Consider the following 7,352-nt stretch of genomic DNA (forward strand, 5'->3'; position numbering starts at 1 on the left):
TCGAATGTGCGGCCACTACTCCTATGCTCGAACCTGACATGACGAGGGCCCGCGATGACGACGCCTGCCCTGGCGCGCTGCAGGTGCACCAGGCGGCCGACGGGGCGCTGGCCAGAATCCGGTTGCCCGGCGGCATGATCTCGGCCGAGCAACTGCTCGCCGTTGCCGACGCCGCGACGCGGTTCGGCTCGCCCGCAATGGAACTCACCTCCCGCGGCAACGTTCAGATTCGCGGCATCACCGATCCGACAGCTTTGTCCGACGCGGTGGCGGCCGCGGGCCTGCTGCCATCGCCCAGCCACGAACGGGTGCGCAATGTCGTCGCCTCCCCGCTGACCGGCCGATCCGGCGGCAACGCCGACGTCCGGGACCTGGTGCGGGACCTCGACGCCGCGATCCAGGCCAGCCCCGCCCTGGCCCGCTTGCCTGGCCGTTTCTGGTTCGGCGTCGACGACGGCCGCGGTGACGTGTCAGGGCTCGGTGCCGACGTCGGGGCGCACCTGCTGAGCGCCGATCGGGCCGCCTTGCTGGTGGCGGGCGTCGACACCGGTGTCCGGCTGTCGTCGGTGGACGCGGTTGCCACCCTTGTCGCCGTCGCCGAGACCTTCGTCGAGATTCGCGGAAGTGCTTGGCGGTCCACCGAACTCCTAGACGTCGAGCCACTTCTGACCGAACTGACCAGGTCCGCCGCGCCCGGAGCCACGTGGCCGCCGGTGCTACGGCCCCCGGTCGGCTGGATCGAACAGGACGACCGTCGGGTGACGCTCGGCGCCGCGGTGCGGCTCGGCGTGCTCGAGGCCCGCACCGCCGAGTATCTCGCCGCCATCGAAGCGCCACTGGTGATCACGCCGTGGCGTTCGGTGCTGGTGTGTGACCTCGACGAGGGCGTGGCCGACGTCGCGCTTCGCGTGCTGGCACCGCTCGGGCTGGTGTTCGACGCGGACTCGCCGTGGCTCTCGGTCAGCGCCTGCACGGGTAGCCCGGGGTGCGAGCACTCCGCCGCCGACGTCCGGTCGGATGCCGCCGCAGCGGTCGCCGATCCTGCCGATACCCACCGGCACTTCGTGGGTTGCGAGCGGGCATGTGGCAGCCCGCCGGTGGGCCAGGTTCTGGTGGCGACCGCGGACGGTTACCGGCCACGTCACCCGTAGGGTGATCGGGTGCTCGACTACATCCGCGACGCCGCCGAGATCTATCGGCAGTCGTTCGCCACGATCCGCGCCGAGGCGGATTTGGCGCGCTTCCCGGACGACGTCGCCCAGGTCGTGGTCCGGCTGATCCACACGTGCGGTCAGGTCGACGTCGCCGAGCACGTGGCCTACACCGACGACATCGTCGGCACGGCCCGTGCCGCGCTGAACGCTGGCGCACCCGTGCTGTGCGACTCGTCGATGGTGGCCTCGGGCATCACCCGATCCCGGTTGCCCGCCGACAACGAGGTGGTGTCACTCGTCGCCGATCCCGGCGCCGCCGATCTGGCCGCCCGGCTGGGCAGCACCCGATCGGCCGCCGGGGTCGACCTCTGGGCCGACCGTCTGGGCGGCGCGGTTCTGGCGATCGGCAATGCGCCGACCGCGCTGTTCCGGCTGCTGGAACTTCTGGACGACGGAGCGCCTGCGCCGGCTGCCGTGCTGGGCGGCCCGGTGGGGTTCGTCGGGTCGGCTCAGTCCAAGCAGGAGCTGATCGACCGGCCACGCGGGATGTCCTACCTGGTGGTGACGGGCAGGCGCGGGGGTAGTGCGATGGCAGCGGCCGCCGTCAACGCGATCGCGAGCGAACGCGAATGACGTCCCAAGCGGCGCCGCGCGGCACGCTCTGGGGCGTTGGGCTTGGCCCAGGTGACCCGGAGCTGGTCACGGTCAAGGCCGCGCGCGTGATTGGCGAGGCCGACGTGGTGGCCTATCACAGCGCCAGACACGGAAACAGCATCGCCCGCACCATCGCCGAGCCCTACCTGCGGCCCGGCCAGGCCGAGGAGCACTTCGTCTACCCGGTGACCACCGAGACGACCGACCACCCCAGCGGCTACGCCGGTGCGATGGAGGACTTCTACCGCGAGGCCGCCGACCGCATCGCCGTCCACCTCGAGGCCGGCCGCAACGTGGCGCTGCTGGCCGAGGGCGATCCCCTGTTCTACAGCTCCTACATGCACATGCACACGCGGCTGACCTCTCGGTTCGACGCTGTGATCGTGCCAGGCGTGACGTCGGTCAGCGCGGCCTCGGCGGCCACCGGCATGCCGCTGGTGCAGGGCGACGAGGTGCTGACCATCCTGCCTGGCACGCTGCCACCCGACGAACTGCGGCGCCGGCTCGCCGATACCGACGCGGCGGTGGTGCTCAAGCTCGGTCGCTCGTATCCGGCTGTGCGGGAGGCGCTTTCCGCTGCCGGGCGGTTGGACCGGGCGCTGTACGTGGAGCGGGCCAGCACCGCTGCGCAGAAGGTGCTGGCCGCCGCGGACGTCGACGAGACCTCGGTGCCCTACTTCTCGTTGGCCATGCTGCCGGGGATGTCCAGGCGTCCGGATCCGGTCGGCAGCGTTGCCGTGGTGGGGCTCGGTCCCGGTGACGTCGAGTGGATGACGCCGCAGTCGCGCCGCGAACTGGCCGCCGCCACCGACCTCATCGGCTACGGCCCGTACCTCGACCGGGTGGGCGCCAGGGACGGCCAGACGCGCCACCCGAGCGACAACACCGACGAGCCGGCCCGCGCGCGGCTGGCGTGCAGCCTCGCCGAGCAGGGCCGTGCGGTCGCGGTGGTGTCGTCGGGTGACCCCGGCGTCTTCGCGATGGCGACCGCGGTGTTGGAGGAGGCCAAGCAATGGCCCGGCGTCGACGTTCGGGTGATCCCTGCGATGACTGCCGCGCAGGCCGTCGCGAGCCGGGTCGGCGCGCCGCTCGGCCACGACTACGCGGTGATCTCGCTTTCCGACCGGCTCAAGCCGTGGGACGTCATCGCCGCGCGGCTCGCCGCCGCCGCCGCCGCCGACCTGGTGCTGGCCATCTACAACCCCGCGTCGAAGACCCGCACCTGGCAGGTCGGCGCCATGCGCGACCTGCTGCTCGAACACCGCGACGCCGGCACGCCGGTGGTGATCGGCCGCGACGTGGCGGGCCCCGGCGAACGCGTCGAGGTGGTACGGCTGGCCGATCTCGACCCCACCCGGGTGGACATGCGCTGTCTGCTCATCGTCGGGTCGTCGCAAACCCAGTGGTACGGCGATCGCGTCTTCACTCCGCGCCGCTACCCGACCTGACATCTAGGTGGTCCCGTCGTGCTGATCCCGCGTCACCCCTCTGACGTCACCGCCGCGTGGTTGGGAACGGTGCTCGAGACCGACGTTCGCGCCGTCGACATCGTCCCGATCGGCACCGGCCAGACCGGCGCCACCTACCGGTTGACCGTGACCTACCCGAGCAACGCCGCAGGCCTGCCCGCCACATTCGCGATCAAACTGTCCTCGCAGGACGAGGCGGTCCGCGAACGGGTCGCCCTCGGCTATCGCTCCGAACACGCCTTCTACACGCATGTCGCGGACCTGGTGCGGGTGCCGATACCCGAGACCTTTCACTGCGAGATCTCCGAGGACGGCGGCGACTTCGTGCTCCTGCTGGCCGACATGGCGCCCGCGGTGCAGGGCGACCAGATCGCCGGCTGCACGCAAGAGGAGGCGACGCTCGGCGTACGCGCGCTGGCCGGTCTGCACGGACCCACCTGGTGTGATCCCAAGTGGGCCGACTTCCCCGGTCTGGCGATGTCGATGCCGAACGACGACGCCGCCAAGGGTTTTGGCGACATCGCCGTGATGGCAACGCAGGTCACGCTGGAACGACTGGGTGTTCGGATGAGCGCCGACGACCGCGACACGGTTACTGAGGCGATGTCGATGGTCACGCCATGGCTGCTGGCCGACCGCCACCGGTTCTCGTTGATGCACGGCGACTACCGCCTCGACAACATGCTGTTCGATCCCGATCGCACCACCGTCACCGTCGTCGACTGGCAGACGTTGGGCGCGGGCCTGCCGGCCCGCGACCTGGCGTACTTCACCGGCACGAGCCTGCTGCCCGCCGCGCGTCGTCTGGCCGACGAGGATCTGGTCGCCACCTACCACGCGGAGTTGTCCGGTTACGGCATCGTCGACTATGACCGCGACACGTGCTGGCGGGACTACCGGGTCGGCATGTTGCAAGTGCCCCTGCTCACGGTGCTGGGATGTGCATTCGCCATCTCGACCGAACGCGGCGACGACATGATGCTGGTGATGCTGGAGCGCGGCTGCCAGGCCATTCGCGACCTCGGCAGCCTGGACCTCGTCAGAGCGCTCTGACCCAGGCCTCGGCCCCGGCCACGGTCGACACCGCGTGCACGCCGTCGGGCAGCGGCGGCCGGTCCACCATGACCACCGGCACGCCGAGCGCGTCGGCGGCGTCGACCTTGGCCCGCGTCATGTCACCGCCGCTGTTCTTCGTCACCAGGGCGTCGATGCGGTGCTCCCGCAACAGATCCAGCTCATCGTCGTAGCGGTACGGGCCGCGCGACAGCAGCAGTTGGTGCCGCAGTGGCAGCACGTCGCCGTCCGGCGGGGTCACCGCACGGATCAGGAACCATGCGTCGAGACCGGTGAACGCGCCGACTCCGGTGCGCCCAGTGGTCAGGAAGACTCGCGAATAGCCGTTCCCGGCAACCACTTTCGCAGCCATCCCGTCGGACCCGACCACGACCGCCGTACCGTTCGGCCAGGCCGGGCGGGCCAGCACCAGGTGCGGCAGGGCCAGTTCGCGGCACGCCGTCGCGGTGTTCGCGGTGATCGTCGCGGCGAACGGGTGCGTCGCGTCGATCACGCCGTCGACTCCGGATTCGGTCAACCACCGCTGCAGTCCGTCGACGCCGCCGAAGCCTCCGATGCGCACCTCCCCGACCGGCAGCGCCGGATCGGGCACCCGGCCAGCCAACGAACTGATCACCTGCACATCCGGATGCAAGAGGGACGCCAGTGCCCGGGCCTCGCCGGTCCCGCCCAGCAGCAGCAGGCGAACCATGCTCAATGCCGGCTTCCGCGGCGCCGGTCTGCCGAGTACAGGTAGCTGTCGGCGAAGCCCTCCGGGGCCAGCACGTCGCCGACGATGATCACCGCCGTGCGGGTCACGTCCGCGGCATGCATCCGTTCGGCGAGGTTGCCGAGCGTGCACTTCAGCACAGTCTCCTGCGGCCAGCTCGCGAACGCCACGACCGCACACGGGGTTCCGGCGTGGTAGCCGCCGGCGATCAGCTCAGGGACGATCGCGTCGACCTGCGCGGCGGACAGATGCAGCACCAGCGTGGCGCCCGGCGCGGACAGCGTACGCAGGTCCTCCCCCGCTGGCATCGCCGTCGACAGGGTCGCCACCCGCGTCAGGGTCACGGTCTGCGCGACGCCGGGCACGGTCAACTCGCGGCCAAGTGCAGCGGCCGCGGCGGCGAATGCCGGTACGCCGGGCACGATCTGGTAGTCAACGCCGAGCGCGTCGAGGTGCCTGCACTGTTCGGCCAGCGCGCTGTAGATGGACGGGTCGCCGGAGTGCAGCCGCGCCACGTCCATCCCGGCGGCATGGGCGTCGGCGAGCTCGGCGACGATCTGTTCGAGCGTCATGGGCCCGGTGTCGACGACTTTCGCGTCGGGCGGGCACAGGGCCAACAGGTCATCCGGCATGATCGACCCGGCGTACAGGCACACCGGGCAGCGGCTCAGCAGGCGCTGCCCGCGCACGGTGATCAGATCGGCCGCGCCGGGGCCCGCGCCGATGAAGTAGACGGTCACCGCTTGGTCACCACCCACTGAGTGACCGGCATCGCCGGGCGCCAACCGGTGAACGAGCCGACCGCGTCGCCGTGATAGTGCTGGAACTTGCGCAATTCACCGCCGACGCGCGAATACCACTGAGCGAGAACGGCTTCGGACTCCACCGTCACCGCGTTTGCAACGAGTCGCCCGCCGACCTTGAGCTTCTCCCAGCAGGCATCGAGCAGCCCGGGTTGACTGACGCCGCCTCCGACAAAGATCACATCGGGCGGCGGCTCGAAGTCGAACGTCTCGGGGGCGTCGAATGTCGATGTGACCTTGACGCCGAAGGCCACCGCGTTCTCGCCGATCCGCTTGCGCCGCTCCTCGTCACGTTCGAACGCTATGGCCCGGCAGCCGGTTCCGCTGCGGCACCACTCGATCGCAATGCTGCCCGCTCCCGCTCCGACGTCCCACAGCAGCTCACCTGGCCTCGGCGCCAACGCCGCCATGGTGACCGCCCGGATCGACTGCTTGGTGAGTTGACCGTCGTGGGAGAACGCGTCGTCGCGCAGCACGCCGCCCACCCGATCGTCGGGTAGGTAACGGACGGCCATCACGTTCAGTTTGTCGACGTCACCCGGCGGTCGGGTGGCCCACTCCCTGGCGGTGGCCGAGCGGCGAAGTTCCCCTGGCCCGCCGAGCTGTTCGAGCACCGTCATCTCGGAGTCGCCGCGTCCGGTGTCGGCCAGTAGCTTCGCCACCGCGGCCGGACTGGTGCCGTCGCGGGACAACACCACGGCCTGGCCGCCCCTGCGGACCGCCGTGTGCGGCTCAGCGTTGACGAGGCTGATGATCTCGGTGTCGTGCACTGCCCATCCGACCCGCGAACACGCCAACGTCACCGACGACACGTGCGGCAGCACGGCGACCACGTCCGGTCCGTACAACCGGATGAGCACATTCCCGACGCCGTGCAGCAGCGGGTCGCCGCTTGCCACCACGTGCACGTCGCCATCCGCGTCGTCGAGCAGCGTGCGCACGGCAGGCAGCATCGGTGACGGCCACGGTCGTTTGACGGCGGTGACGCTCTCGTCGAGCAGGTCGAGCTGCCGCTTGGAACCGTAAACGACCGTCGCCCTGGACAGTTCGGTGCGCGACGCGCCCGCCAACCCCGCCATCCCGTCGGCACCGATGCCAACGACGACGATCACCGCGGCATCCTACGCCAGACGGACCGCGGCAACAGCCGCAGCCCGAACACGAGCGACCCGAGCAGTGCCGGCACCCATATCTCGGTGCGGCCCTTGGCCAGTGCGCGCGCGGTCGCGTCGGCGACTTGAGGTGGTGTGCTCGACAGCGGGGCCGGCGACATGCCCTCGGTCATGCGGCCGATGACGAAGCCGGGCCGGACCAGCAGCAGCCGAACCCCGGAACCGTGCAATGCGTCGGCCAGTCCGCTGGCGAACCCGTCCAGACCCGCCTTGGCCGAGCCGTACACGTAGTTGGCGCGGCGCACCCGGGCGCCGGCCACCGACGAGAACACCACGACGGTGCCCTGGCCTGCCGCACGCATGGTGGCCGCCAACAC

The 7,352-nt window shown here is 70.6% G+C and carries 8 protein-coding genes; 4 read left to right on the forward strand and 4 right to left on the reverse strand.

Annotated features, from left to right (window positions below):
* Positions 1–38: 38 nt before the first annotated feature.
* Genes cobG through QOC69_RS25625 form a run of 4 tightly spaced genes read left to right on the forward strand, consistent with a single transcriptional unit; the run spans position 39 to position 4,330 of the window.
* Entirely contained in the window at positions 39–1,151 is a 1,113-nt protein-coding gene (cobG, locus tag QOC69_RS25610) for a precorrin-3B synthase (protein ID WP_526444919.1), read from the forward strand.
* A 9-nt stretch (positions 1,152–1,160) separates the two neighbouring features.
* Complete coding sequence (locus QOC69_RS25615; protein ID WP_526444921.1) at positions 1,161–1,787, forward strand: precorrin-8X methylmutase; 627 nt, start codon at positions 1,161–1,163, stop codon at positions 1,785–1,787.
* Positions 1,784–3,256 (forward strand): precorrin-2 C(20)-methyltransferase, encoded by a 1,473-nt coding sequence (locus tag QOC69_RS25620; RefSeq protein ID WP_526444923.1) that lies wholly within the window; start codon positions 1,784–1,786, stop codon positions 3,254–3,256. The genes QOC69_RS25615 and QOC69_RS25620 overlap by 4 nt, the downstream gene beginning before the upstream one ends.
* Before the next feature lie 18 nt (positions 3,257–3,274).
* Positions 3,275–4,330 carry a phosphotransferase family protein gene (locus QOC69_RS25625; RefSeq protein ID WP_526444926.1) on the forward strand — a complete coding sequence of 352 codons (1,056 nt, stop codon included), beginning with the start codon at positions 3,275–3,277 and terminating at the stop codon, positions 4,328–4,330.
* On the opposite strand, the gene QOC69_RS25630 is transcribed toward QOC69_RS25625, so the two are convergent.
* The 4 genes from QOC69_RS25630 to QOC69_RS25645 all read right to left on the reverse strand — a co-directional run.
* Entirely contained in the window at positions 4,317–5,042 is a 726-nt protein-coding gene (locus QOC69_RS25630; protein ID WP_526444940.1) for a cobalt-precorrin-6A reductase, read from the reverse strand. The genes QOC69_RS25625 and QOC69_RS25630 overlap by 14 nt on opposite strands.
* 2 nt (positions 5,043–5,044) lie before the next feature.
* On the reverse strand, positions 5,045–5,800 hold the full coding sequence (gene cobM / locus QOC69_RS25635; RefSeq protein ID WP_526444928.1) for a precorrin-4 C(11)-methyltransferase: 756 nt from the start codon (positions 5,798–5,800) through the stop codon (positions 5,045–5,047).
* Positions 5,797–6,975: a precorrin-6y C5,15-methyltransferase (decarboxylating) subunit CbiE gene (cbiE, locus tag QOC69_RS25640; RefSeq protein ID WP_526444930.1), complete on the reverse strand. Its 1,179-nt coding sequence runs from the start codon at positions 6,973–6,975 to the stop codon at positions 5,797–5,799. Before cbiE ends, cobM begins: the two co-directional genes overlap by 4 nt.
* A partial coding sequence (locus QOC69_RS25645) for an SDR family NAD(P)-dependent oxidoreductase (protein WP_526444932.1) occupies positions 6,972–7,352 on the reverse strand: 381 nt, incomplete at its 5' end. The genes QOC69_RS25645 and cbiE, both read right to left, overlap by 4 nt.

Source organism: Mycobacterium sp., assembly GCF_032162105.1.
Classification (GTDB): domain Bacteria; phylum Actinomycetota; class Actinomycetes; order Mycobacteriales; family Mycobacteriaceae; genus Mycobacterium.